26 protein-coding genes and 1 rRNA gene (1 of these 27 only partly in view) are annotated in these 24,003 nt (G+C 38.1%); 5 read left to right on the top strand and 22 right to left on the bottom strand.

Features of this window, described 5'->3' with window-relative positions; all coding sequences use genetic code 11:
* Positions 1-413, bottom strand: a 16S ribosomal RNA gene (locus AC4QJR_RS18185) (it extends 1,125 nt beyond the left edge of the window).
* Positions 414-851: 438 nt separating this feature from the next.
* Here AC4QJR_RS18185 and AC4QJR_RS18190 point away from each other — a divergent pair.
* Positions 852-995, top strand: coding sequence for a hypothetical protein (locus AC4QJR_RS18190; RefSeq protein WP_180230280.1), 144 nt, complete (start codon positions 852-854; stop codon positions 993-995).
* Positions 996-1,047: 52 nt separating this feature from the next.
* On the opposite strand, the gene AC4QJR_RS18195 is transcribed toward AC4QJR_RS18190, so the two are convergent.
* The 6 genes from AC4QJR_RS18195 to AC4QJR_RS18220 all read right to left on the bottom strand — a co-directional run bounded on the left by AC4QJR_RS18195 (position 1,048) and on the right by AC4QJR_RS18220 (position 5,841).
* Positions 1,048-1,818 (bottom strand): class I SAM-dependent methyltransferase, encoded by a 771-nt coding sequence (locus tag AC4QJR_RS18195; protein ID WP_496523781.1) that lies wholly within the window; start codon positions 1,816-1,818, stop codon positions 1,048-1,050.
* A gap of 110 nt (positions 1,819-1,928) precedes the next feature.
* Entirely contained in the window at positions 1,929-2,681 is a 753-nt protein-coding gene (locus AC4QJR_RS18200; protein WP_098576740.1) for an exodeoxyribonuclease III, read from the bottom strand.
* A gap of 116 nt (positions 2,682-2,797) precedes the next feature.
* Positions 2,798-3,598 (bottom strand): divergent polysaccharide deacetylase family protein, encoded by an 801-nt coding sequence (locus tag AC4QJR_RS18205; RefSeq protein ID WP_496523782.1) that lies wholly within the window; start codon positions 3,596-3,598, stop codon positions 2,798-2,800.
* Between the two features lie 97 nt (positions 3,599-3,695).
* Positions 3,696-4,136, bottom strand: coding sequence for a peptidylprolyl isomerase (locus AC4QJR_RS18210; protein WP_496523783.1), 441 nt, complete (start codon positions 4,134-4,136; stop codon positions 3,696-3,698).
* Between the two features lie 243 nt (positions 4,137-4,379).
* Positions 4,380-4,832, bottom strand: a complete 453-nt coding sequence (locus AC4QJR_RS18215) for a CBO0543 family protein (protein ID WP_257148653.1) — start codon at positions 4,830-4,832, stop codon at positions 4,380-4,382.
* Positions 4,759-5,841, bottom strand: coding sequence for a DUF2515 domain-containing protein (locus AC4QJR_RS18220; protein WP_098576737.1), 1,083 nt, complete (start codon positions 5,839-5,841; stop codon positions 4,759-4,761). The genes AC4QJR_RS18215 and AC4QJR_RS18220 overlap by 74 nt, the downstream gene beginning before the upstream one ends.
* Before the next feature lie 128 nt (positions 5,842-5,969).
* Here AC4QJR_RS18220 and AC4QJR_RS18225 point away from each other — a divergent pair, with 128 nt between their 5' ends.
* The gene (locus AC4QJR_RS18225) at positions 5,970-7,835 is read left to right on the top strand and encodes a terpene cyclase/mutase family protein (protein WP_496523784.1); all 1,866 of its coding nucleotides are present in this window, start codon (positions 5,970-5,972) and stop codon (positions 7,833-7,835) included.
* Positions 7,836-7,872: 37 nt separating this feature from the next.
* Here AC4QJR_RS18225 and AC4QJR_RS18230 read toward each other — a convergent pair whose 3' ends face one another.
* From AC4QJR_RS18230 to AC4QJR_RS18290, 13 genes are all read right to left on the bottom strand, one after another.
* A complete protein-coding gene (locus AC4QJR_RS18230; RefSeq protein ID WP_496523785.1) occupies positions 7,873-8,379 on the bottom strand; it encodes a mismatch-specific DNA-glycosylase in 507 nt (168 codons plus the stop codon).
* A gap of 62 nt (positions 8,380-8,441) precedes the next feature.
* Positions 8,442-9,026 carry a YitT family protein gene (locus AC4QJR_RS18235; protein ID WP_496523786.1) on the bottom strand — a complete coding sequence of 195 codons (585 nt, stop codon included), beginning with the start codon at positions 9,024-9,026 and terminating at the stop codon, positions 8,442-8,444.
* A 110-nt stretch (positions 9,027-9,136) separates the two neighbouring features.
* Positions 9,137-10,462 carry a Na+/H+ antiporter NhaC family protein gene (locus AC4QJR_RS18240; RefSeq protein ID WP_496523787.1) on the bottom strand — a complete coding sequence of 442 codons (1,326 nt, stop codon included), beginning with the start codon at positions 10,460-10,462 and terminating at the stop codon, positions 9,137-9,139.
* A gap of 143 nt (positions 10,463-10,605) precedes the next feature.
* Positions 10,606-12,477, bottom strand: a complete 1,872-nt coding sequence (gene abc-f, locus AC4QJR_RS18245) for a ribosomal protection-like ABC-F family protein (protein ID WP_496526706.1) — start codon at positions 12,475-12,477, stop codon at positions 10,606-10,608.
* A gap of 163 nt (positions 12,478-12,640) precedes the next feature.
* Entirely contained in the window at positions 12,641-12,775 is a 135-nt protein-coding gene (locus AC4QJR_RS18250; RefSeq protein ID WP_496523788.1) for an RAxF-45 family protein, read from the bottom strand.
* Between the two features lie 225 nt (positions 12,776-13,000).
* Complete coding sequence (locus AC4QJR_RS18255) at positions 13,001-13,414, bottom strand: hypothetical protein (RefSeq protein ID WP_098576731.1); 414 nt, start codon at positions 13,412-13,414, stop codon at positions 13,001-13,003.
* A 27-nt stretch (positions 13,415-13,441) separates the two neighbouring features.
* Entirely contained in the window at positions 13,442-14,329 is an 888-nt protein-coding gene (locus tag AC4QJR_RS18260) for a peptidylprolyl isomerase (protein WP_496523789.1), read from the bottom strand.
* Positions 14,330-14,350: 21 nt separating this feature from the next.
* Positions 14,351-15,790: a S1C family serine protease gene (locus tag AC4QJR_RS18265; RefSeq protein ID WP_496523790.1), complete on the bottom strand. Its 1,440-nt coding sequence runs from the start codon at positions 15,788-15,790 to the stop codon at positions 14,351-14,353.
* Between the two features lie 162 nt (positions 15,791-15,952).
* The gene (locus AC4QJR_RS18270) at positions 15,953-17,353 is read right to left on the bottom strand and encodes an ATP-binding protein (protein WP_251462875.1); all 1,401 of its coding nucleotides are present in this window, start codon (positions 17,351-17,353) and stop codon (positions 15,953-15,955) included.
* Positions 17,343-18,044, bottom strand: coding sequence for a response regulator transcription factor (locus AC4QJR_RS18275; protein ID WP_098576727.1), 702 nt, complete (start codon positions 18,042-18,044; stop codon positions 17,343-17,345). Before AC4QJR_RS18275 ends, AC4QJR_RS18270 begins: the two co-directional genes overlap by 11 nt.
* Before the next feature lie 194 nt (positions 18,045-18,238).
* A complete protein-coding gene (locus AC4QJR_RS18280) occupies positions 18,239-18,805 on the bottom strand; it encodes a TetR/AcrR family transcriptional regulator (RefSeq protein WP_496523791.1) in 567 nt (188 codons plus the stop codon).
* A gap of 122 nt (positions 18,806-18,927) precedes the next feature.
* The gene (locus AC4QJR_RS18285) at positions 18,928-19,125 is read right to left on the bottom strand and encodes a hypothetical protein (protein WP_098576725.1); all 198 of its coding nucleotides are present in this window, start codon (positions 19,123-19,125) and stop codon (positions 18,928-18,930) included.
* Between the two features lie 361 nt (positions 19,126-19,486).
* Positions 19,487-20,038: a helix-turn-helix domain-containing protein gene (locus AC4QJR_RS18290; RefSeq protein WP_496523792.1), complete on the bottom strand. Its 552-nt coding sequence runs from the start codon at positions 20,036-20,038 to the stop codon at positions 19,487-19,489.
* A 177-nt stretch (positions 20,039-20,215) separates the two neighbouring features.
* On the opposite strand from AC4QJR_RS18290, the gene AC4QJR_RS18295 reads away from it, so the two are divergent.
* A complete protein-coding gene (locus AC4QJR_RS18295) occupies positions 20,216-21,103 on the top strand; it encodes a VanW family protein (RefSeq protein WP_496523793.1) in 888 nt (295 codons plus the stop codon).
* 31 nt (positions 21,104-21,134) lie between these two features.
* Here the strand turns inward: AC4QJR_RS18295 and AC4QJR_RS18300 are convergent, their stop codons facing one another.
* Positions 21,135-21,404 (bottom strand): hypothetical protein, encoded by a 270-nt coding sequence (locus tag AC4QJR_RS18300; RefSeq protein WP_098576722.1) that lies wholly within the window; start codon positions 21,402-21,404, stop codon positions 21,135-21,137.
* A 244-nt stretch (positions 21,405-21,648) separates the two neighbouring features.
* On the opposite strand from AC4QJR_RS18300, the gene AC4QJR_RS18305 reads away from it, so the two are divergent.
* Positions 21,649-22,362 carry a class I SAM-dependent methyltransferase gene (locus AC4QJR_RS18305; protein ID WP_496523794.1) on the top strand — a complete coding sequence of 238 codons (714 nt, stop codon included), beginning with the start codon at positions 21,649-21,651 and terminating at the stop codon, positions 22,360-22,362.
* 135 nt (positions 22,363-22,497) lie between these two features.
* Positions 22,498-22,749 (top strand): sigma-G-dependent sporulation-specific acid-soluble spore protein CsgA, encoded by a 252-nt coding sequence (locus AC4QJR_RS18310; protein WP_098576720.1) that lies wholly within the window; start codon positions 22,498-22,500, stop codon positions 22,747-22,749.
* Positions 22,750-23,019: 270 nt separating this feature from the next.
* On the opposite strand, the gene AC4QJR_RS18315 is transcribed toward AC4QJR_RS18310, so the two are convergent.
* Positions 23,020-23,889 (bottom strand): YitT family protein, encoded by an 870-nt coding sequence (locus AC4QJR_RS18315; RefSeq protein ID WP_098576742.1) that lies wholly within the window; start codon positions 23,887-23,889, stop codon positions 23,020-23,022.
* Positions 23,890-24,003: the final 114 nt, after the last annotated feature.

A 24,003-nucleotide genomic window follows, 5' to 3' on the forward strand; every position in this document is an offset into this window, starting at 1 on the left:
GGCCTTCATCGCTCACGCGGCGTTGCTCCATCAGACTTTCGTCCATTGTGGAAGATTCCCTACTGCTGCCTCCCGTAGGAGTCTGGGCCGTGTCTCAGTCCCAGTGTGGCCGATCACCCTCTCAGGTCGGCTACGCATCGTCGCCTTGGTGAGCCGTTACCTCACCAACTAGCTAATGCGCCGCGGGCCCATCTGTAAGTGTCAGCCGAAACCGACTTTCAGCTTTTCCTCATGAGAGGAAAAGGATTATCCGGTATTAGCACCGGTTTCCCGGTGTTATCCCAGTCTTACAGGCAGGTTGCCCACGTGTTACTCACCCGTCCGCCGCTAGACTCCGAAGAGTCTCGCTCGACTTGCATGTATTAGGCACGCCGCCAGCGTTCGTCCTGAGCCAGGATCAAACTCTCCAAGAAAGTTGATTAGCTCATTTGTTACGTTGGCTTAGTTCCATATTCGAAACTAAAAGTTATTGTTTGTTTGCACGATTTTGTTTGTTTAGTTTTCAAAGAACAAGTCTATTAATCTTTCGTCAGCCAATCGAGTGATTAGCGACATTTGTTATTTTAACATAACATTTAATCATCGTCAACTTCATTTCGAAATTACCTTTTTAAATCTTTAAATTAGTTATTTCGTTTCAGCGACAAGGAATATAATACTACCCTATAAACCATTCGTCAACCACTTTCTTTCAATTTATTTAAAATGAATTGCAAGTCTCCGAAGAAATTACTGGACTTGCAATAATCATGATTAATAACATACCAATAGAAAAGATAAAATAATTAGGTTTAGATTACTTTTTATAGGAAAAAATACTTTTGTACTTGTGTTTTGCAAAAGGAGATGACATGAAAGTGAGTATGGACTTCATGAAAAAAGAGGATGAAAATGGATTCGTTGCTCCTAGTGAACAAGAGCAATTAAATCAATCGGTTTTGGAAGAGAAAATGCCGGAATTTGATGTGATTGGAACAGCTCTGAACGATGTTTAAATGGCAAAAAACCTTTGCAAAAAGAGAAATCCACTCTTTCTGCAAAGGTTTTTTACCTTTTTAACGCCTTCATAATAACTGCTTCACCTTGTAATGAGATGACTTGATCATTCGCAATTGACACCCTGAATTTCTCTTTAACTTTTTGAGAGGAGTTTTGGATGTAGTTGGATAACTTATCTTTTTCATTCTCTGGTAAATTCATTCGGTTACACCAAGACTCATATTGGAATGTTTTTTCAAATCGATGTATTTCATGAACCTCAAATCCATTCACCTCAAGCATGTGGAGCCATTCACTCTTTTTCCAAGCGCGAAAATGACTGTAGTCCCGCCATTTTTCGACCGTATTATAAAATAAGTCATAGTCATCTTCTTCTGGAACAACATTATCATCAAGTAAAAACTGACCAGATGGCTTTAACACCCGATGAACTTCCTGAACAAATTTATTTACGTTAGGAAAATGGTGCGGAGCAATCCGACAGGTAACAATATCAAATACTCCATCTGAAAAAGGAAGATTTTCTGCATCCCCTATTATAAAATCGACATTTAAATGACCATTTGCTCGAATAAATTTTTCTGCTGCTTTTAACATTTCCGGAGTTAAATCCAAAGCTGTGACTTTCTTAAGCAAAGGAGCAAACGCATTAGCAGTATGTCCTCCGCCAGTAGCAATATCCAGTAAGTCTTCTTCGCCAGTGAACGTCGCCAATTGGACAAGTTTTTGCAAGTCCTTCCCATCCTTGTGGATGGCACTACTCACATAGGAATCAGCACTTTTTCCAAACTGATGTTTTACATCTTTTTTACTATCCATGTCATTTCCCCTATCCGCAACTTTCTATAATTCAACTATAATGCAGCTACTTCATAAAGAAAATGACAGGTATTTTATAATTTACCATAAGAAAAACTAATTGTATTAAATCAATTGATTTCTAATAGGATCGGACAATGGTCGCTTCCCATTACATTACAATGAATGTCCACATTCTTAAGTCGCTCACGTAACTTTTCAGAGACAATAAAATAGTCAATTCGCCAGCCAATATTTCTTTCCCGGACTTTAGCCATATAAGACCACCAGGTATATGCCCCCTCTTGATCAGGATGAAAATGGCGGTAGCTGTCAATAAACCCTTCAGCAAGTAAGGAAGTCATTTTACCACGTTCTTCCTCAGTGAACCCAGAATTGCCTAGATTTGATTTAGGATTACGCAAATCAATTTCCTGATGAGCAACATTTAAGTCCCCGCATAGGACCACTGGTTTCAGTTGATCTAATTCCTTTATATGTTGAAGAATTCGATCTTCCCATTCCAATCGAAAATTAATTCGGGCTAGATCTCTTTGTGAATTTGGGGTATAAACATTGACTAAGAAAAAATCATCAAATTCTAAGGTAAGTATTCTACCTTCGTCTTCAGATTCATCTGTCCCAACGCCATACCGAACGGAAAGTGGTTTGTTTTTTGTAAAAACAGCAGTACCGGAATATCCTTTCTTAATTGCATAGTTCCAATATTGGTGATAACCATCCAACTCCAAATTAATTTGCCCTTCTTGCAGTTTCGTTTCCTGCACACAAAAGATGTCTGCATTAACTTCCTGAAAATAATCCAAAAACCCTTTTTTAACACACGCTCTAAGCCCATTGACATTCCATGATACTAATTTCATTTTTTGCGATTCCTTCTCCCTTAGTTACTAATTATTAATTTGTTTTTGATAGGAGACATTTTATCAGTAATGGTGCAATTGTGAAAGTAGAATGAACGCGAAATAAAAGGCAGTGGTTAACTGCCCTTTTTTAATGGTATAAAGTATTTTTCTGCTGCCTTGCCGGAAAACAGGTCAGAGGCAGGGACAATTTTTATATTTCGTTTTTCGAATTCATCTATCGATTGAAAAACACCAATCGAACATACCTTTCCTGTAATACCAACATGCCCAATCGCAATTCCTGTACCTTTAATTTCAGTAACCTTTGCTAGTCTAATCATTTGTTTGTACACGTGTGAAGAGGAGGAAATGTCGTCTAAAAATACATCCCTTTTAAGGATGGGAACACCTAGCTCTTTGGCTATTTTCGGGAATTTTGTGTTTGGGCTCGTCGCACTATCGATGATATATAATCTTTTTTTCTTAGCCACCTCAACGATTGCGCGAACAATTTGTTCATTTTCAACGGCAAGGGAACCCATATGGTTATTGATTCCGACAGCATATGGAACATCCTTTATTGCATCCTCGACAATTTGTTTTACTTCTGCTGGTGAAAGATCATTCGTGATTGGCCTTGGTCCAAGCCAGGATCTTTTCCCTCTTTTCGGTTCCATTGATAAATGAATCATTACTTCGATGCCGTATTTATGTGCCCATTTGGCATGTTCCTTCGAGTGCTCGGTAAATGGCATGACTGCAGCAGTAATCGGTATATCTCCTTCAAGGAAGTCCCGGACCCCACCTGTCCCGCCGCCAAAATCGTCAATAATAATCGCAGCCTGCAAATTTTTGACTTCTGTCTTTTCGGCTTTAGCTATTAATTGAAAGGAAAAAAACAGGAATGGAATGAGTATGAATACAAATTTTTTCATAAATGACCCCCAATTTGACTTTTGAGGTTAATTTACCCTATCCAATCATAAATTAGACAAAAAAAAGAGAGAGCAAAGCTGCTCTCCCTTCTAAGGATTACTCCTCATCAAATACATTAACTTCTTTCATTTTGTCACCATTTTTCATTTTAAGAGCAGTCTCGAGTCCTGATGTCACTTGACCAAAAACAGTGTGAACACCATTTAAATGAGGTTGTGATTCATGAACGATGAAGAACTGGCTGCCCCCTGTATTTCTACCAGCATGCGCCATTGATAAGGAACCTGGAACATGCTTGTGAGGGTTTCCTTCTGTTTCACAATTAATTGTGTAGCCTGGGCCGCCCATCCCAGTTCCCGTCGGATCTCCTCCTTGGCTTACAAAGCCAGGGATGACACGATGGAAAACCACACCATTGTAAAAACCTTCGTTCGCTAATTTTTCAAAATTCGCAACTGTACCTGGAGCTTCATTAGGGTAAAATTCAAGCTCCATCTTTTCTCCATTTTCCATTACTATGTATCCTTTTTTAGCCATTAAAAAACACTCCTTTATGTAAAAATCATTATTATCATACACTTTTCAAGTAAGAAAAGAAAGTTTCGCACCCTAATTTTCGATGATTGGTTATATTTCTGAGTTTGTAGTGGTAATATAATAGTACCCCTTCCGAACATTCGCTTGTTGCGGGACACTTAACCACTGTACGGACGGAAGGGGCAAGGTGTAACTGACGGTTACATCGCAAAAGCCGAGATGAAAATCTCGGCTTTTTGTCTGTTAATCTTTTCGTTTTGCCATCCAGGTGTAAAAAGAATAAATAAATGCTAAAAATAGCAGGTAGCCAAAAAACGAATAAAGGTGTTTCCAGTTCTCAGCGTGTTCAAACCATCCCAACAATTCCGCAAATCTTTCAAAGATGGGCATTAAAAGACTGATGAATAAGATTACTCCTGCCTTCCCCCATTTATTCAACCGGTCCATAACCCGTAGGAAAACGACAATAAACACCGGTATCACCACAAGTGTAAACCCAATATTAATGGAGAAGACATTTGGGATTGGCCTCATAGGAAACTTATATATGCCTTTACCTACTAAATATAGATCTAAATAGGTCGCAAGCAAGGTTGCTAAAAACACCGTTGCAAAGGAAGGGTTAGTCCAAAATCGAAATGGCTTTTTTCGCGATGGCTGCGAGTTCGAGTCGTTCAAGTGTTTTACAGTATTCATTTATTATCTCCCCGTCTATTTTTTCATGGTCCTCAATTAAATAATCCACCACATGATCATCTTTAAACCAATCCCCTTTTTCAGCCTCCGTTTGGCTGACATTCTTCCAAGCGTACTGAAGGGCTGGACTATATATTTTTCTTGCCCGCGGTCTAAGCTGACAGGCTTTTAAACGTGTTTGATAGGCAAATCCCGGAATCCCTTCGTTAACGTTATTAAAAATATGCGGCCAGTAATCCTTCCTTGATCCGGTATGCGGATGGTTTTTTGCCCAGTCTAAAACTTGTTTTAACCGCTCCCTGTTTTTAAAAAGGATCGTATATAATCTTTTTCCAAGTAAAATACGCTCATGTAATGACTCAAACTGATGGAGTGTTTGCCCTGCTAGGTTCTTTTTTCCATAAGGAAAAAGAATATGGTTAAATGAAAGCAAATCTTGGAGGATAAATTCGAATTTATTTAACACACCCTTTTGGTAAAGCGGATTTTGAACTACTCGTTTCTCCAAATAACTTTGTTCATTGATAACCAGGGCGATGGCAAGGATATAGGCTTCTTGGGTATGCCAAAATTGATTCCAAATGGTTTCCATGAAGGTTGAAATATTGAGATAAGAACATAAATAAAATAATGGTTTATTTTTCCTTAAACTCTCCTGATACAGCAAAAATTGCGGGTATACATCTTGGAAAATCAGCCAATTCCCACGCTCTAAAAAGGCAAAAAAGGTTTCACTATCTTTTTTCGAGAGCAAACGGGTGAGAAATTCTCCCTTTAAGTCGGTCATGTTCCAGCCGCCATTACGGGAAACCATATGTCCAAGGAATGCCCAATGAATTTCAGGATGGAGAAGGTAAAATTCTAAGTAGGCCTTTGTTCTTGTGACATTATTTAGGTTATGCACGGCTGTCTTTCCTCTTATTTGCTCTAAAAGCGCACCATCTGCTTCCGTAAGTTTGGGCGGCATCGCTGCTTGTTTGCTCTTATTTTTTAATTCTTCTCTAATCATTTCAAGTGTTGTTTTTTGGCGATTTCTCGTAAAAAAAATGGCTCATGACCTCCTATACGAATTCTCCTTCCACCAATGGAATATGTATGAATGAGAATAGATTTCTGGGAGAGGAATGAGAAATACCTATGATTAATACTAGCAAGGGCATCGATTGGCTTATTGAAAGGCTTCGAGCAGACCAATCTCCCAACGGATCATGGAATTACCCTTTTGAAACAGGATTGTCAACAGATGCCTATACGATCATTTTATTGCGGACATTGGAATTAAATGATGAAGAATTAATTCGAGGCTTGGTGGCGAGGATTTTTAGTAAGCAAGAAAAGAATGGGGCTTGGAAGCTTTTCTACGATGAGGGTGATGGCAACTTGACCGCCACCGTGGAAGCCTATTACGCATTGTTATATTCAGGGTATGCCAAGAAGGATGACATGCGTTTGCGAGCGGCGAAAAAATTTATTTTATCCAAAGGCGGCTTAGAAGAAGTAAGTATCTTTACCAAAGTGATGCTTTCTTTAACAGGACAATATATTTGGCCAGATTTTTCACCTCTTCCCATTGAAATTATCCTCCTGCCACATTATTTTCCAATTAATTTTTATTCCTTTTCTGTCTTTGGGCGAGCCAATCTAACACCAATTATTCTACTTGCTGATAAAAAGTTTTTTATCAAAACGTCAATGAGCCCTAATCTTTCGGAACTATATTTACACCGGCAGCAGGAAAATCTCTGGTTTCGCTCCTCAGAATACCGTTCCCTTCTTTCATTTATCAAGGATGGAGTTAAAAGATTAATGGGCTTACCTGAACAACTCCATCAGTTAGCGGTCAAACGGGCTAAGTACTACATGCTGAACCACCTCGAACCCGACGGCACTTTTTATAGTTATTACAGTTGCACCTTTTTAATGATATTTGCTCTGCTGTCCCATGGGTACAAGAAAACAGATCCCGTAATCACCAAGGCTGTGAACGGGTTGCTTGCGATGAAATGCGATATCAACGGCCATCCCCATATGCAGTACACAACAGCAAATGTCTGGAATACTTCATTGATTGGTTATGCTCTGCAATCCGCTGGGGTTGCCTCAGATGACCCAATGGTGACAATGGCCAATCAATATCTTTTAAACCGGCAGCATCATAAATTTGGTGATTGGGTCATTCATAATCCAAAGACATTGCCAGGAGGATGGGGATTTTCAGATGTCAATACGATGAATCCAGATGTGGACGATACAACAGCATCACTCCGGTCTATTTCGAGAATGAATCCTCTTGAAAGGCATGTCTGGGACCGGGGCCTTAACTGGCTTTTATCGATGCAAAATGACGATGGCGGCTGGGGAGCGTTTGAAAAAAATACCGATACAAAATTATTCGAATTTCTCCCCATTGAAAAAGGAGAATTTTTGCTAACAGATCCATCTTGTGCTGACATTACGGGGAGAACGCTAGAGTTTTTGGGGAATTACACGAATCTATCGAGGGACCATAAAGCAATCCATAAAGGGGTGGAATGGCTGTTAAGTAATCAATTGAAGGATGGTTCTTGGTATGGAAGATGGGGTATTTGCTATCTTTATGGAACATGGGGAGCCATAACAGGGTTATTAGCCGCTGGGATTCCTTCCAATCATGCAGCTATCCAAAGATCCGTAAAATGGTTAGATGGTATTCAAAATAAAGATGGCGGCTGGGGTGAGTCATGCCATAGTGATAGTAAAAAGGCTTATGTGCCATTAGGATTTAGCACCTTAACACACACTGCCTGGGCACTTGATGCCTTGATTGCTGCTTCAGAAGAACCTACAGAACAAATTAGAAACGGAATCACCTATTTATTAACTTCCCTCGAAAAAGAAGATTGGACTACCGCTTATCCGAAGGGGCAAGGTATGGCCGGTGGTTTTTACATTCACTATCACAGCTATCGTTATATTTTTCCTCTCATCGCCTTGTCCCACTATAAAAATAAATTCGAAGCATAAAAAACATCGCCGGGGAGCAGCATCACCCGACGATGTTTTATTCTGTTAGCAGAGGGACAAGCCCTTTATAAATATTAATAATTTCCTCCAGCTTCATGCGTACTAGACCACTAGAAGATGGCGCTACGAAATCGACAACCCCTGGAACAATGCTAGTGGTTTGTCTTCCCCACTGAATTACTTTTAACCCACTGTATTGCTGATAGACTCCTTTTCCAACGAAGCAGACTACCTTTGGCTTAAGCTGATTGATCTTCATCTTTAAGATTTCACTACCCTCCGTATACTCTTCTTTGGTAATTTCATCCGCTGCCTTTGTCGGTCTTTCAACAATATTAGTAGATCCAAATCCTAAATCTAAAAGCTTCGCATCTTCCATTGCTTCATATTTCCGTGGTGTTAACCCTGATTCGTACAATATCTTCCAAAAACGATTGTTTGGACTTGCATAATGATGCCCAAGTTCACTAGAGCGAATGCTTGGATTAAAACCAACAAATAAAATCTTTAAATTTTCCTTGAGAAGATCTCTGAGAGGTTCCATCGTATATCTCCTTATTAACAAGCCTTTTTATACTTACTCATCTTACCCCTAATGTGTAATATTTACTTTATTACATGCTGCTCAATGTTCCTAGTGGTAATCAGACTTGCCAATAGTCCCACTATTGCAACGATAACAAGCGAATAAAAAAGTTTCACATCTTGCAGCAGGAACAAACCGGTAATAATTATAACAGCATCCATCACAAACATAATTAACCCAACATTCATTCTAGACCATTTAGCAATAAGCAGGGCCAGCAGATCCATTCCGCCTGGACTAATATGATTTCGGAGCATCACCCCAACCCCGCTCCCAATGATTACAGCTCCTAGAATCACACTGCTAAGGACGGACAAATGAAACATTCCATTCAATGGCACCAGCAATTCAATCATAATACCGGAACAGATTGCTCCCATCACACCATTAAAAAAATACTCGGGGTCTGATTTGTAGGCGTACATGTAAACAGGAATATTTAGTAAGATAAATGTCATTCCAACTTTAAAACCCAAAATATATTTTAGCAGCAGGCTGATGCCAAAAAATCCTCCATTAATGATATGTAATGGCAGAATAAACCCATTAATACCAATCCCGATCATCGTGCTCCCGAATCCTATTATCGCCAACTTTTTCAGCATCTGATCATCCCTTGTCCAAATTCTTTACTATCACATATATGAAAGATTTAGGGACTTCATTCGGAGTGATTCATATCTGATTGCAGAAAAGGAGCCGCATCGGACTCCATTTAGGCTATTATTGCTTGCTTTTCTTTAGATTTCCGGGCTTGTTTTACTAAGGATACTAGAATCGTTAAAATAGGTAAAATCCATAAAAAAAGTGCAAATGGAAGGTATGCCATTATTGGTATTCCGACAATGGTACTGCACATAATGGCAAGCACACTCCAGGGCACCACCCCCGGAAACAACATGGTGGAATCCCCCATGACTCGAGCTAACTCTTCTTTACCATATTTACTAGACCAATGGGGCAGAAAAGACCTGCCAGTGAGAATAATCGGCAGCGTTTGATTTGCCGCGATTAACGTGATCAAAAATGTCGCCAGCATTGTTTTTAGTGTGTCGCCAGTTAGCGTGCGGGATGATTGTAACCATCTATCTAAATAGGGCTGAATGACATTCATTTCTTCCAAAAGTCCATTATATGCACCTGCTAAAGCTAGAAATAGTAGCAATTCATACATATGAAGGAACCCACCGCCTAGCCCCTCGATTCCATGCCACAATGAGAATACGAGTTTTGGCCACGAAGATCCACTGAAAAGTGCGATGGCTGCTGCTGATAGAATGCTTGTTAAAAAAGCATAAACGATACTAATTCTTAAAAGGACAAATATAATTAAGATAGACGGTGGGATAAATTTAATGAGAGAAAGATCATTCCAACTTACAAGTTGCTGCTTTGAACCAGCCGTACCTGAGACTAGATAGTCCGCCGCTCCATAAAAGCAAAAGCATAGAAAAATAGCGGCTAGCGTAGTAAAAAGCATCGCTTTCCATTGTCTTTTTAAGGGCAATTCAACTGTATGTGACAATAGTTGATGGGCGCTTGAAAACGGGGAAGTTCTATCTCCTACAAATGCACCTGAAACCAAGGCGCCTGCCACCAATTCGACGGGAAGTTTCAGAACGATTGCCGTTCCGATGATTGGTATGCCAATTGCACTTAAAGTCCCGACCGTTGTTCCCAGCAGCATGGAAAATACCAAAGCACAGAGAAAGGATAAGACAAAAAAATGATTTGGAACAATAAAATGCAGAGCAATTTCCACCATTTGCTGAATAGTCCCTGCTAAATACCAAGATGGCAGTAAAAAACTCACCAGAAATAAAATTAAGATGACGATTCTAGTTTTGTTCACACCCAAAATACTAATATGTAGAATCTGTTTTAAACGTAAATTTTTTCTCGCAGCCAACCAAGTAAGTATGAGATAGCCTGGAAAAAATCCTATGACTAGCGGATGATGAAAGATGACTGACCAAACCACCCCTGTCAAGGTAACGATTAAAAGGAGCGATACTTGCTTTAAAGAAAAATGAATATTCATACCAACCCATCCTTTATGAAAGAAACATCTCTAATTATAAGGAAAAGCACCCCTTTCGAAAAGTAATTTCTACCACAAAAAAGAAGCCGCAAACTTGCGACTCCATTGCAGCTCCCCAAATGTTGAAGGGGAGCTATTTCTTTTTAGATAATTTCTTCTAGCTGTTGGTAGAGACTATCACGTTTATGTTCCCGTTCCTCTAATTCAAGATAAATTCTTTGCAGCAATTCAAGTTCACGTTCCTCACTAAGTTTTTGTTTTAAAAGCTGAATTTCCGATTCAATTTGCTCAATTTTTTCCTCAATCAAGGCTGACCCCACTTCTCCCACTTTTGATGCCTTAGGTGAGGAAGTTTTCGTCAACACTGGCCTTTCCGGCTGTTTTATCTGGATTGTTTCTTCCAATTTGCTTTTTGCCCAATCATAATTCCCGTCGAAATAGCGAACAGTCCCATCCTGGAGCCAGTATATTTTCTTAAACAATTTATTGAGAAAATAACGGTCATGGGACACAGCTAAAATAGTGCCATTAAACTGTTCAAGCGCTTCCTCTAACACCTCACAGGAATCAATATCGAGATGATTGGTTGGTTCATCCAGAATCAAAAGATTAATATCCTGGTACATCAACTGGGCAAGTCTAAGTCTCATTCTCTCCCCGCCGCTCAGTTGACTAACCTTCCGAAAAACGGCTGGCCCGTAAAATAAGAACCGGGCTAAAATATGACGAGCCTCTCCTTCATTGACGACGACTTCAGACCGAAACACGTCAATCAGCTGTTGTTCGCCAATATCCGTAAAGACATGTTGTGACAGATAACCTGCCTTTACATTGCTGCCCACCTTGACAACACCTTTATCTGGCTCCATTTCCTTCAGAATCATTTTTAAAAGTGTGGATTTACCGGTACCATTTTCCCCGACAATTGCAGTGCGGTCCTTATATTGTACGAGCATGTTTACTTTGTCAAACAAGTTCTTCCTTCCAAAACTCTTCGCAATGTCCTCTATGACGATTACATCTTTACCGCTTCGATCATGGGCTTCGAAATCAATCGCCATTTTTTTGACGTCTATTTTTGGGCGGTCTAGTTTTTCAATTCGATCCAGTGCCCTCTGCATATTGGTCGCCCGTTTATGAAGGGCAGCACTTGGTGGATTGGAGCGGTTCGCCCAGTCACGGAGACGCTTTATTGCTTCTTTCATTTTTTTTATTTTTTTCTGTTGTTCTTGATATTCCTGAAATTCTCTTAAGAGCCGTTCTTCTTTTTCTTTCACATAACCGCTGAAATTCGTATGGTACAGTTCAATTTCTCCATCTTCCATTTCCATCACTTTCGTGACCACTTCATCTAAAAAGTAACGGTCATGTGAGATGAGAATAATCGTTCCTGTATATTCCTTTAGAAAGGCCCCCAGCCATTCAATCGCTTTCATATCTAAATGGTTGGTCGGTTCATCTAGCAGAAGAAGCTCAGGATTTTTCAATAAACTCAAACCCAATCCAACTTTTGTTTTTTCTCCGCCGCTTAATGATGAGAAGGGTTTATCAAGCAGGTCGGTAATATTCAACCCGTTTGCAATCCTATCCAATTGGGCATCCATTTCATACCCGCCATTTAAGATAAATTCATCCTGGAGCTTTCCATATTGATCCATTAATCTTTGGAGGTGTCCTGGTGCAGCTTCATCTCCCATTTCAACTTCTAATTGTCGAAGCTTAGTTTCGGTGGCTGTTAATTGCTCAAATGCTGTTTTTAGTACTTCTTTACTTGTTAGTTCCTTGAAATCAGGTATCTGGGCCAAGTAACCAATCTTCAAACCCTTTTTCCAATGAATAACCCCTTCATCAACCGATTCTTGGTTGGCTAATAGCTTTAATAACGTTGTTTTACCACCGCCATTACGCCCGACAAAGCCAATCCTGTTTCCTTCTTGTACTTCAAAGGATAGATCTTTAAAAATTATATTTCCGCCAAATGATTTGGTAATATGGTTTACACTGCAAATAATCATGTTCATTCTCCTTATTTATATAAATTAAGATGAACACTCTCTTCCGAATAAAAAAAGCCGCGGGCATCTTTTATGACCCGCGGCTAGTTAAAATTAGGCATGAAAAAAGAGTGCAGATTTGCGCACTCTCTTCCTGCTTATTTAAAGTGGGTAAAGAGATGTGTTATCGTTCCATATTCATTTTGTGATTTTGAAAAAAGGGCAGACTACCCCCTTTGAAAATTACACCATGAAAAATTGCACGATAAATATTGAGTGCTTCCAACCAAAGTAACCGTGCATAAATAGAACGTTTCATCTCTTCTCCACCTCCGTTTCCAATTAGTTAGTTTCATTGTAAATAGTTCTGATACCGATTGCAAGCCTATTTTTTCTGATTAATCTAAAGGTTAGGAATTCAGATTTCGCCGCTTGGGGCGGTTATTTCGCGGACCCTCGGGTGGATTTCGCCAAATTGAAAAGTTATTTCGCCAATTTTCCGTGTTATTTCGCTTACTTGACACTTTTTTTCGCCAATCTTCATTTAATGAAGGTACTTTTTACGAGATCCCTGCCTTCTGCGATAGACAAACTTCCTAAAGTCATCTTCTTTTAGATTACCATCATAGATCAAAAATAATAATGATTGGTACTCTGGATACCGATCCTTGACGAAAAGGGCGAACTCCTTCCGTTCGCCCTTTTGCATCAATTTAAACTCTTCCTGGTTAATAATATCTTCAATCTTCTTTTCATAATAAGCTTTTGTATCTTCCCACTTTTCCTTGCGATTCTCCAATACATCTCGGGCATACTCAGGCAATTTCTCAATCACAAGATCAATATAGCCCTCTGACCACATAATCATTTTATCCTTTTCGGGAAGTTCAAAAACCATATGCATTAGTTCAAGATCATCTACTGTATCATTCGCTGCAAATTTCCCGACCCGATTCATCTTGTTATTCACCTCGTGACCATTAGGTTAGACTTCTTCTAAGGTATTCTTAATATCATAACTCTTCTTCTTTTTCTCTAGCCATGTTGCGTACTCAGAGTCAATTTTCTGATCTAGTAATGTTTCTTTTATTTTAGCCTTACTGTCATTATAATTTGCTTCTTTTCCCTTCTTTTTAGCCTCTACTTTAATAATATGGTACCCATACTTTGTCTTTACAGGCTTACTAACTTTTCCGACGGCAAGGCCAAATGCTGCATCATCAAATTCTGTGACCAAGGTACCTTTTGCAAAATAACCAAGTTCGCCTCCAGCATCCTTCGTACTCTCATCGGTCGAATATTCTTTCGCTAACTTTGCAAAATCTCCGCCATTGTTTAACTTTTCTTTGACCTCATTCGCGGTTTTCTCATCAGCAACTAGAATATGACTTGCTTTAATTTGCTCGGCTTGGGCAAATGTATCTTTGTTTTCATTAAAATAAGTCTTCATTTCCTCATCGGTAATGGTAATTTCCGGCTCCAGCAATTTTTTAATCGTCAAGTAATTTTTTAGATCTTGTTTTAGGTATGTTAAAGAAGTATTGTTGGTTTCAAGCGCTTTATTAAAGGCTTCTTCGCCGCCATATGATGCTTTTAAAGTTTCAATTTCTTGATTCAGTTCACTATCTTTAACACTAACTTTTTGTTTTTTAGCTTCTGCAGCCACAATTTTTTCGCTTATGATTTTATCCACGGTAGCAGGACCGTACTGTTCGACCATTTCACTATATAGCTGGTCTTTACTAATGGCCTCTCCATTAAACGTTGCGACTGTATCCTCCTTCTTAAGGGTGAAACTTAGTAAAATTACTGACGCTACAATAAGTACTGATAGGATTATTACCATTATTTTATTTTGTTTTAAAAATGACATTTTTCTTGATACTCCCTCCAATTAATCCGCAAGTTTCACTTTTACAGTGATTTGTTTTCCATCGCGGTAAACTCCCAATTTTATTTCATCCCCCTTGTTTACTTTCGTATATAGATATTTTCGTAAATCAGAGGAACTGGTAATTTCCGTGCCATTCATGGAAACAATAATATCTTTTACTTGGAGTCCAGCGTTTGCAGCTGCTGAATTGGCCTCAATATTTGTGAGCATAACACCTTTTGTTGTGCTTGGCAGGTTTTGCCAATACATTTGTGCCACTTGATTAAGATCGGCAAGTCCTACCCCAAGATATGGACGGTCGATTTTACCATTCTTAATTAATTCATTTACAATGGGAATTAGATCATTACTAGGAATCGCAAAGCCTAATCCTTCGACACCACTCTCTGAAATTTTCAAACTATTAATGCCAATCACTTGTCCTTGTGGGTTAATTAAAGCACCCCCGCTGTTCCCAGGATTAATTGCTGCATCGGTCTGAATAACATTGGTATCCCAATTTCCTGCAGAGGTTGTAATGGCAATACTTCGGTTAGTTGCACTCACAATCCCTTGTGTGACTGTTCTTGAAAGATCAAGTCCAAGCGGGTTCCCGATGGCATAGACCTGGTCGCCTGGACGAAGTGTTGACGAATCACCAAAATCAGCCGTTGCCGTCACGTATTTGGCGTCAATTTTTAAAACAGCGAGATCCGTTAAAGCATCTGTGCCAACCACTTCAGCGGTGGCTTTTTCACCGTCATACAAAGATACTTCTAGTTTCGTAGCCCCTTCGACGACGTGGTTATTGGTGACAATATAGGCTGTATTATTATTTTTTTGAAAAATAACTCCCGACCCCGAACCGCTTTCCACACTTTGCGAAGAACTAGAATTTCCATAAAAATTATTCTGTTGTTGCTGGTAATTGACAATCCCGACAATCGCCTTCGATACCTTTTCAACTGTATCCGCAATCGAATTAGAAGTTGTCGCTGTTGGCTGAGCTACTACAGGTTTGACCGCAGTACCTTGTTGAGAACTAATTGCCTCTTGAGACTCCACTTTCGGGAAATGATCTTTTATGTAGTCTGTATGTGGCAAAATCGCTAATGTCAATACAGACCCAATTACCCCAGCTGCAAGTGTGGAGGCAAATCCCTTTACGTTCCGTTTTTTCATTTTCTTTTGATCCACTTGATTGGTTGTACGCGTTGGTTCCATTCCTGGTGTTACTGTTGATTTCGTTGCAGGTTCAAATTCAGATTGTGTTTCTTGTTCCTTACGATTCCCAAAATCATTTGTTTCCACTGTGAAGGTCGCATCCACTGCATAGGAATTTTCTTCAGTATGGTTGATTTTAATTGACTCCTCTAATTGTTCTTTTGCTTTTGTAATTTCTGTTAAATCAGATGTATTTGGTTGATCTTTATCGAATTCATTATCATTTTTATAATCCATTTCATTCAATCTCCTTTAAGCATTCTTTATCTTATCTTTACTTTACCTTGCAAATCTTAAGAAATTATTAACAAACTATAACGGCTTTTAGAAATATCTACGAATTTTTATCTTTATTGAACAAAAAAGCTGCAGGCATTAGCCCACAGCTTCTCGCAATTTTTATAGTTTAATGACGAATTTTGTTCCTTTTCCCTCTTCACTGAAAACATTAATTTCCCCATTATGAAGGAGAACCAATTGCTTAACAATCGAAAGGCCCAATCCAAATTCTCCATAGGGGTTACTGGTCCTAGAGATATCAGCCTTATAGAATCGGCGCCAGATGTTTTCTATCTCACTCGGATCAATGCCAATCCCGGTATCCTCCACTTCAATAATAGTCGACTGCCCTTCCTTTCGCCCGCGAAGCCAAATCGTCCCGTTCGTGGTAAATTGAATGCTATTTTTGGTAATATTAATTAAAATTTGAATCAGTCGGTCATAGTCAGCATTTACAATTACTTCTGGTTCTGCCTCAATTAGAATCTGATTATTTTTATCCTCTGCTTGCAGCATTAATTGATCTTGAATAATCTCAAATGCCTCAAGGAGTTGGATATCTTCTCTGTACAACCGAATTTGATTGGAGCGTATTTTGTCATAATCCAAGTTTTCATTGACAAGGCGGATAAGTCTTTTTGCTTCTTGACTTACAAGATTTATTCCTCTTTCTTTATCTTCCTCTGGAATCATATCATTTTTCAAGCCTTCGATGACGCCGCTAATAGTCGTTAAGGGCGTCCGCATTTCATGGGAAACATCCGATAAAAATTGTCTTCGTCTATTTTCTAGACTTTCAATTTCCTCCATCGAGGTATTAATTTTATTAACCATATGATTAAAATCATTTGCTAATTCACCAATCTCATCGAAATTTGAAGATGCAACGTGGACATGATAATTTCCCGCTGAGACAAGTGAGGTTGCTTCACGAAGACGTTTAATCCGGTGCACATGAATTCTCGATAAAAACCAGCTAAGCAGAAAGGAAACAACAAGCGCAATAATAATGGCGTACATAATATACTGATTAACACGATGAACCATGGCACTAGAGCCGCTAATCGGTGAGGTTAATAGAATTCCACCTATAAAGGTTCCATTATTAAGATACGGTAAAACAACAAAGGTAACACCTTCTTGACCGAACCTTTTAAAATCACTATTTACCACAAGGGTTCGACCTTTAGAAATCCGATCCCAATCCTTGTCAGACAAACCTCCAATAGCTGGACCCTGTTTTCCAACAGCATATAGTTTTCCATATTGATCAAAGATACTAAAGCTCATTTTTCTTGTTGTCAACACCGAACTATAACGATTAATAATTTGGTCCGCCGCTTGTGGAGATTCATCAATCTCGGAAAGAATCGCCTTCCCGTAGGATATCAGTTCATTTACTTTATTTTCATAGACCAAATTTTCAACATAATGCGCAAACAACAAACTTAATACTAAGAAAGCAACAATTATAATACTGATATGACTGAAAAATTGTTGGTAAATGTATCTAAACTTCATCCGTTTTGATTGACTCATCAAACTTATACCCTACCCCCCATACAGTATGGAAGAATGGCTGTGCAGTTGTTTCAACTTTTTTCCGAAGTCGTTTAATATGGACATCCACCGTTCGTTCGTCCCCATAAAACTGATAGCCCCACACTCGTTCCAGAAGTTGCTCCCTTGAGAATACTTGGCGGGGATGTTCAACCATATAGTAAAGTAAATCAAACTCTTTTGGTGTTAAATTTGTGACCGGGGTACCGTCGACGATCACTTCACGTGTATTTTTGCTAATTTTAAAATGTTCTGTCTGAAGGAAATCGCCACTTTCCTTAGGTACTTGGGGTTGGAACCGCCGTGTTACTGCCTTAATTCTTGCCATTAATGTCAGCGGACTGAATGGCTTGGTCACATAATCATCCGCACCCATTTCAAGACCAAGCACCTGGTCGGACTCACTGTCTTTGGCTGTTAACATGATGATTGGAACCGTATAATTTTCTTGACGAATTTTACGGCAGATGGTTACTCCGTCCATACCCGGGAGCATCCAATCGATAATAGCTGCATCCCAAGTCTCTTCTTTAATGCGGTTATATCCTTCGAGTCCGTCATTCACAAACTCCCCATCTATCCCTTCTTTGGCAAAAAACATTTCAATCATGGAACAGACACTTTTATTATCTTCGATCACTAAAATTCTCAAAATAATTCAACTCCTACTGATACCTAAAATGTTCTTTTTATTAAGTTTATCTCAAAATTTAAGCATATCAACTATAAACACCATTCTTCCATACTAATTAATAGTTTGTTCATAGTTTATTAATATTTCTCCACAAAAAAAGGCTTGAATCACTTCAAGTCCCCTTAAAATATAGTGTACTATACCTTTTATCTTTAATTGTCTTGAATTCCCTTTAAGATCATTTCGACAAAAATCTCCGCAACTTCTTCGTCTGTGCAGTTTCCATCTGGATTAAACCATTGGTAACTCCAATTGGTAATACCAAGAATCCCCATAGTAATGATAGGGGCATTTAGTTCAGCACGGAGCTCCCCATTTTCCATACCGGCACGAATTAGTCCTTCAATGTTTAGTCGGAATTGGTCTCTTTTTTGTTCAATTATTTTAAGATGCTCGGGACTTAAATTATTCATTTCCCGAAAGAAAATTTTAGCAGCCGCACCTTGGGTTGTTATATTCGTAATTAGCATATAAACATTCGCAGATAATTTTTCCTTGAATGATTTTGAAGTGTCATTTAATATATGGTCCTGATTATGAAGTAAACCGTCTATATAACCAAGATGGATATCCATTAGTAATTCTTCCTTACTCGAAAAGTAATAGTAGAAAGTTCCCTTTGTAACACCAAGTGAATCAACGATGTCTTGAATGGACGTTTCGGTAAAACCCTTTTTTTCAAATAGACTGATGCTTTGTGCTGTAATTTTTCCCTTCACATTATGTCCTCGCATTCTCTTATATGTCTAATGAGAATTATATCATATTCAATAATGCCCCTTAAGCACCAACGAGGATCTAAATTGTTTTAGAGTATTCATTCTCACTAACGAAAATCCCATTAATACCTTTTTGTTAATGATCTTTTTTGCTTGTTCATTACTTCATACGACTTTTCAATGATATCTGTTAGTACATCTCCTTTATAGATTCGACCAAGCTTCAATCCTTGTTGGTAATATTCAACGATTTCATCTAGCAACTTCGAAGTGTCTTTTGTAATTCTTACATTTAATTGAATTCTTTCGTTTTCAGACATGTTATTCACTCCTATATATCCATTAGCAATCTGCTAGCACTTTTCTATCCTGTTGTTATCATCTATTAATATACTATATTTCAACAAATTTTTCAGCAGAAACAAAAAAAATGATCATCAAATTGATGACCATTTCAGACTGTCGACAATTTCGAAGGATTCGAGGTTAAAAATCGACAGTCTTTTTTGTTTGGCTAACTACATTATACTAGTCAGTTGATTTCCGTTCCAGCCGGCTTCGCTTTCCGCGGGCGGTTCGGGGAGCCTCCTCAACGCTTTCAGCGCCTGCGGGGTCTCCCCTGTCCCGTACTCCCGCAGGAGTCTTCGCCGCCTTCCACTCCAATCAACTTGTACTTACTTATCATTTTTCCAAACTTCTCTTTTTCTCTGGAATCACGATTGTAGCTACTGTCCTTCTTCTTCTCCCCTCTTTTGGTTCGTTTTTAATAACTTTTTGATAAACAGCTGAAAGTTCGTTTATAAATTCCACATACTCCTCATCATTTAAGTGGATGGATGCTTGTCGGAATGTGACACCATCGGTAACTAGATCGATGCTGTCCTGATCTAAGTATCGATCATATTCGCCCATTAAATTGGCCATAAATTTAATAAAAAGGCTCATATGTTCATCTCTTGAAAGCTTATTTAAGTCTTCAGGTCCAATGGATACCTTGTTAGGATTATGGATGGAATAAACTTTTTCGACTGTTCCTCTAATTGGAATTTCATCTACTATATGAATGACTTCTGCTTCAACTAATTTTTTTAAGTTGCGATACAATGACGCTTGCGGGATATCTGGTAGAAATTCTTTTAATTGCTGCGCTGTAAGTTGTTGGTTAATTAAATACTGGATGATTCTCATTCGAACAGGATGCAAAATAACGTCAACAGTTGATTCATTTATCATATTAAATTAGCTCCTATATATTATTATCATTCTCAATAATGAGAATATTATATTCTTTGATTGTTGTAAAGAAAAAAAGGAAATTACTTTTTAATTTTTCAAAAATGATTGAATCTGTTTTGTGATTACATGAATTAGCTTACTTCTACCAATATTAAAGTGAGGGGGTTGCTAAGTATGATTTTATCTTTGTTAATGGGATATTTCCTGTTAACCCAACCGGTTACTAATGTACAAGATCGTCTAACTATCACCAAGGACGGCCATACAGTAACTACGATTAATCGTGAGGATTTCACCTATTCCAAAACCGGCCTGCCATTATTAAATTCTAGAAAGTACAGTAGATTTTTGGATAATTTAAATAAACAATTTTCCATTGAACCAAAAAATGCCAGCTTGGATCAATATGGTGGTATTATTCCAGAAAAAGCCGGGTCTCAAATCAATCATCAAGCATTTACAGAGAAATTTTATGCTTATATTTTTAGTTCTAGACAAGCAAAGGTGATGGAATTACCTTTCCATACAGTTTATCCAAAGGTGGATAGCGAATTACTGAGTGATATTCGCAGTATGAGAATTGGGCGTTATGTTACGTCTTTTAATCCCAGTAATAAAAAAAGATCTACCAATATAGAACTGGCAACAAAAGCAATTAACAACCAGGTGGTTTTTCCGGGTGAAACATTTTCCTTTAACAGGGTAGTTGGTAAAAGAACAGCTGCGAAGGGGTATTTACGTGCCAAGGTCATCGTAAGAGGAGAATTCTCAGAAGACATTGGCGGTGGAATTTGCCAAGTATCCTCAACCCTATATAACGCTGTAGACAATGCAGGCATCAAGATTGTAGAGCGGTTTTCTCATTCCAGAAAGGTCCCTTATATTCCACCTGGACGTGACGCAACGGTTAGTTGGTATGGAGCCGATTTCGAGTTTAAGAATACCTATAATCAACCCGTATTAATTCGAGCAAGGACATTAGGCCATCTGTTAATAATAAGTGTATACTCTTCTGAAAATATTAATTACATACCGAAAAAAGTCCCAGCTCCACCATATTAAAAAGTCCGCAGCCAATGTGCGGACTTTTTTCTTATTGTTTTTTATTATTTAATGCACTCATTAATAGCTCCTCTGAAAACTCTGTTAATGCAGCATTATCCATTAGATTAAGATTGGTTTTAGGTGTGAAATTTTTTACCATATTTTTAAAAGGAAGTGCAACGTCTCTACGTTTTCCCTTTGTCACTCCAAAAACAGCAGCACTTAAACCAATGCCTAATAGAGAGGCCCACATTGCTCCTCTACTTTTACGTTTTCTTGCAAACATTTTGAGAAACGGTTGAGCTTTCATTTTTTTCATCTAAAGCACTCCTTCAAATTGAAATGGAAAGGATCCTGCCCTTCCATTTCCTTAATTTGCGCTTATTAAAAAGAGAATATAGCAAGAAATAAGAACTTAATTAGTTATTTACTGGTATGTCGGTTCCTTTTCAGTTTACATTACACATTTATTTATCCTTTTATTATTCAGACTAATTTGAAAGAACCTCTCACCTATATTTTACATAAACTGCTACAAGATAAATGAGGTGGTGTCTTTATTTATGGGAGGTTTAACTTATTTTGACTTCTTAGCCAAATTTGGTGTGGGTGGAGCACATCCTGGTGGAATTCCATTAACAAAAAATATTTTGTCCAATGAAGATATTACAAATAAGTCACGTATCCTAGATGCCGGCTGCGGCACAGGCCAAACAGCGGCATTTCTTTATCAGCATTATTTTGCAAAGGTAGTTGGTGTGGAGATTAATCCAATCATGATTGAAAAAGCAAAAAATCGATTTCAGTCATTAGGTTTACCAATCAAGTTGATCCAAGGGTCTGTTGAAAAACTTCCCTTTAAAGATGATACTTTTGATTTTATTTTATCAGAATCTGTATTAGCCTTTGTTAACAAACCTGTTGCGATTAGTGAATTTTTTCGGGTTTTAAAAAAAGGCGGACGGCTGATTTCCAATGAAATGACAATTAACTCAAAACTAAGTCCTCTAGAAGAATCTGAAATAATGAAGTTTTATGCTCTGGATTCTTTATTGTTGGAAGATGATTGGCGAAATTTATTTATTCAGGCAGGATTCAAAGATATTGTTATTAAAACAGAGAAAACGAATATAAGTCATGGCAATAATACCACTGAATTTCATTTCTCGAACAATTTTGAACCTGAATTATTTCAAATTTTAAATGAACATGGGAATATCATATTAAAGTATCAGGATGTTTTAAGCCATCGAATAATAACCTGCTCAAAACTTTAAATTATTGAAGCCTCTCTCCTCTAATGGTGAAGTGGCTTTTTATTTGAAGAAATACGGTTAATAATTTTTTTCTTATCAGATGAATATTAATAAGGTCTCGCCCTAAAAATATGAGGTGAAAGGAACGGTGAAATAATGGATAAGACGTTGGGTTACTTACGAGAAATTTTGTCAAATTACACAGATGATCATTCGGAAGGCGGGCATATTTACCGTAAACTAACCGAAGGCCAATATACCTCTGAAGGGTCCTTTGTTCGAGATTTAAATCAAAAAGAAATCAATTTTCTAAATAAAATACTTCCGAAAGAAATTAGTTATGCTAAAGAAGAGCAGGATGAAAAAAGAGCATATGAATTGAATGAAGTTTTCGAGCTTTTATTCTAAAACGGGCAAAGAAAGCGCTTTCCACACTAAAAGATGGCAGGATTTTCTGCCATCTTTTCTGGAAATAATTCATATTTTGTAATTTTATTTCCTAGGTAAGCGCAAGGTACGACAAAACGCCAACTAATCACTACGCCGATTCCGCAATAACCGACATAATACAATAAGAAACTACATAAGTTCTTCTTAAAAATCTCCCCATAACGACAAAATACATACTTCGCTCTTTGTTTCCATCAGATTATTCTAATGAAATTGCGATTGCAGCATCTAATGGATATCTTTTTTCTTAAATCTTCCACCACGGACTTCCGCAATATCCGCTACTGCTAAAAAGGCACTATCATCATTTTCAGTCACAATTTCCTTTAATTTTGCTTCCTCAAGACGATTGATCACGCAAAAAATAACTTTTTTATCATCACCTGAATATGCACCTTCACCATTAATATATGTTACACCACGACCGAGACGATTCATGATTGCGTCTCCAATTTGTTTTGCATTATCACTTATGATCCACACCGATTTGGATTCATCAAGCCCTGTAATGGTAATATCAATTGTTTTGTAAGCTACAAAATAGGCAATAAGCGAATACATTGCGCGGTCCCAAGTGAATACAAAACCTGCACACGCTAGAATAAAGAGGTTAAAAAACATAATGATTTCCCCAACAGAAAAAGGGAGCTTTTTATTAAATAGAATCGCTAAAATCTCGGTACCATCCAATGAGCCTCCATACCGAATGACTAATCCGACTCCAATACCAAGAGCAATCCCCCCGAATACCGTTGCAAGTAGAATATCTTGTGTAAAAGCTGGGACGGGATGCAGTAAAGTGGTTCCAATCGAAAGTATGATGATTCCATAAAGAGTGGATAAGGCGAAGGTTTTCCCTATTTGTTTATAACCAATAAAGAAAAAAGGTATATTAAGAATAAAGAGGAACATCCCTAATTTCCAACCTGTTACGTACGAAAGCATAATAGAGATTCCCGTGATACCACCATCAATAACATTATTAGGAACAAGGAATATTTCTAATCCTACGGCCATTAAGGCTGCACCAAGTGTAATTAATAGAATTCTTTGAAAGATCTTCCTCTTCGTTAATCTTCGATGCTGAATTTTTGCCATAATTGCTTCCTGCTGTTCGATTAAAGTCAATTCTTGTGTTCCCGACATTATCTGGCCCCTTTCAAAAATAATTTCCTACTTCCATTATATCGGATTCATCCTGCTAATTATAAT

This window comes from Neobacillus sp. BP17 (assembly GCF_059579525.1).

Excerpts from the sequence above, each read along its gene's own strand:
- AC4QJR_RS18190 (WP_180230280.1), top strand. The coding sequence starts at position 852 with ATGAAAGTGAGTATGGACTTCATGAAAAAAGAGGATGAAAATGGATTC.
- AC4QJR_RS18195 (WP_496523781.1), bottom strand. The coding sequence starts at position 1,818 with ATGGATAGTAAAAAAGATGTAAAACATCAGTTTGGAAAAAGTGCTGAT.
- AC4QJR_RS18200 (WP_098576740.1), bottom strand. The coding sequence starts at position 2,681 with ATGAAATTAGTATCATGGAATGTCAATGGGCTTAGAGCGTGTGTTAAA.
- AC4QJR_RS18205 (WP_496523782.1), bottom strand. The coding sequence starts at position 3,598 with ATGAAAAAATTTGTATTCATACTCATTCCATTCCTGTTTTTTTCCTTT.
- AC4QJR_RS18210 (WP_496523783.1), bottom strand. The coding sequence starts at position 4,136 with ATGGCTAAAAAAGGATACATAGTAATGGAAAATGGAGAAAAGATGGAG.
- AC4QJR_RS18215 (WP_257148653.1), bottom strand. The coding sequence starts at position 4,832 with ATGAATACTGTAAAACACTTGAACGACTCGAACTCGCAGCCATCGCGA.
- AC4QJR_RS18220 (WP_098576737.1), bottom strand. The coding sequence starts at position 5,841 with ATGATTAGAGAAGAATTAAAAAATAAGAGCAAACAAGCAGCGATGCCG.
- AC4QJR_RS18225 (WP_496523784.1), top strand. The coding sequence starts at position 5,970 with ATGATTAATACTAGCAAGGGCATCGATTGGCTTATTGAAAGGCTTCGA.
- AC4QJR_RS18230 (WP_496523785.1), bottom strand. The coding sequence starts at position 8,379 with ATGGAACCTCTCAGAGATCTTCTCAAGGAAAATTTAAAGATTTTATTT.
- AC4QJR_RS18235 (WP_496523786.1), bottom strand. The coding sequence starts at position 9,026 with ATGCTGAAAAAGTTGGCGATAATAGGATTCGGGAGCACGATGATCGGG.
- AC4QJR_RS18240 (WP_496523787.1), bottom strand. The coding sequence starts at position 10,462 with ATGAATATTCATTTTTCTTTAAAGCAAGTATCGCTCCTTTTAATCGTT.
- abc-f (WP_496526706.1), bottom strand. The coding sequence starts at position 12,477 with ATGATTATTTGCAGTGTAAACCATATTACCAAATCATTTGGCGGAAAT.
- AC4QJR_RS18250 (WP_496523788.1), bottom strand. The coding sequence starts at position 12,775 with ATGAAACGTTCTATTTATGCACGGTTACTTTGGTTGGAAGCACTCAAT.
- AC4QJR_RS18255 (WP_098576731.1), bottom strand. The coding sequence starts at position 13,414 with ATGAATCGGGTCGGGAAATTTGCAGCGAATGATACAGTAGATGATCTT.
- AC4QJR_RS18260 (WP_496523789.1), bottom strand. The coding sequence starts at position 14,329 with ATGTCATTTTTAAAACAAAATAAAATAATGGTAATAATCCTATCAGTA.
- AC4QJR_RS18265 (WP_496523790.1), bottom strand. The coding sequence starts at position 15,790 with ATGGATTATAAAAATGATAATGAATTCGATAAAGATCAACCAAATACA.
- AC4QJR_RS18270 (WP_251462875.1), bottom strand. The coding sequence starts at position 17,353 with ATGAAGTTTAGATACATTTACCAACAATTTTTCAGTCATATCAGTATT.
- AC4QJR_RS18285 (WP_098576725.1), bottom strand. The coding sequence starts at position 19,125 with ATGTCTGAAAACGAAAGAATTCAATTAAATGTAAGAATTACAAAAGAC.
- AC4QJR_RS18290 (WP_496523792.1), bottom strand. The coding sequence starts at position 20,038 with ATGATAAATGAATCAACTGTTGACGTTATTTTGCATCCTGTTCGAATG.
- AC4QJR_RS18295 (WP_496523793.1), top strand. The coding sequence starts at position 20,216 with ATGATTTTATCTTTGTTAATGGGATATTTCCTGTTAACCCAACCGGTT.
- AC4QJR_RS18300 (WP_098576722.1), bottom strand. The coding sequence starts at position 21,404 with ATGAAAAAAATGAAAGCTCAACCGTTTCTCAAAATGTTTGCAAGAAAA.
- AC4QJR_RS18305 (WP_496523794.1), top strand. The coding sequence starts at position 21,649 with ATGGGAGGTTTAACTTATTTTGACTTCTTAGCCAAATTTGGTGTGGGT.
- AC4QJR_RS18310 (WP_098576720.1), top strand. The coding sequence starts at position 22,498 with ATGGATAAGACGTTGGGTTACTTACGAGAAATTTTGTCAAATTACACA.
- AC4QJR_RS18315 (WP_098576742.1), bottom strand. The coding sequence starts at position 23,889 with ATGGCAAAAATTCAGCATCGAAGATTAACGAAGAGGAAGATCTTTCAA.